Source organism: Tolypothrix sp. VBCCA 56010 (assembly GCF_050875635.1).
Taxonomy (GTDB): Bacteria; Cyanobacteriota; Cyanobacteriia; order Cyanobacteriales; family Nostocaceae; genus Hassallia.
Genome location: NZ_JBPAOH010000490.1, coordinates 1 through 304, shown reverse-complemented (window position 1 = coordinate 304; position 304 = coordinate 1). Strand labels below are relative to the sequence as shown.

Annotated in this window: 1 protein-coding gene; it reads right to left on the bottom strand. The window is 62.2% G+C overall.

Annotated features, from left to right (window positions below):
- On the bottom strand, window positions 1-304 hold a 304-nt coding region (locus AABK37_RS42080), incomplete at both ends, for a hypothetical protein (RefSeq protein ID WP_432557281.1).

Genomic DNA, 304 nt, shown 5'->3' with positions numbered 1-304 from the left:
TCGTTGGTCCAGCTGTAACCCGTCGCCGTTCCGCTGAACGTCACCGCCGCCGTCGATGAACCGTTGCACAGTTCCTGGCTGGCGATCGCATTCACCGAAGGGGTCGGCTGTACGGTAATCGTGAATATCTGGACAGGACCCGTGCACGTCACCGCGCCGAAGGTGTACCTCGGTGTCACCGTGATCGTCGCTGTCACCGGCGTGCTGCCTGCGTTGCTGGCCGTAAACGAAGCGATGTTGCCCGTGCCCGATGCACCCAAACCGATCGAAGGCGTATCGTTCACCCAGTCGTAGCTGGTGCCCG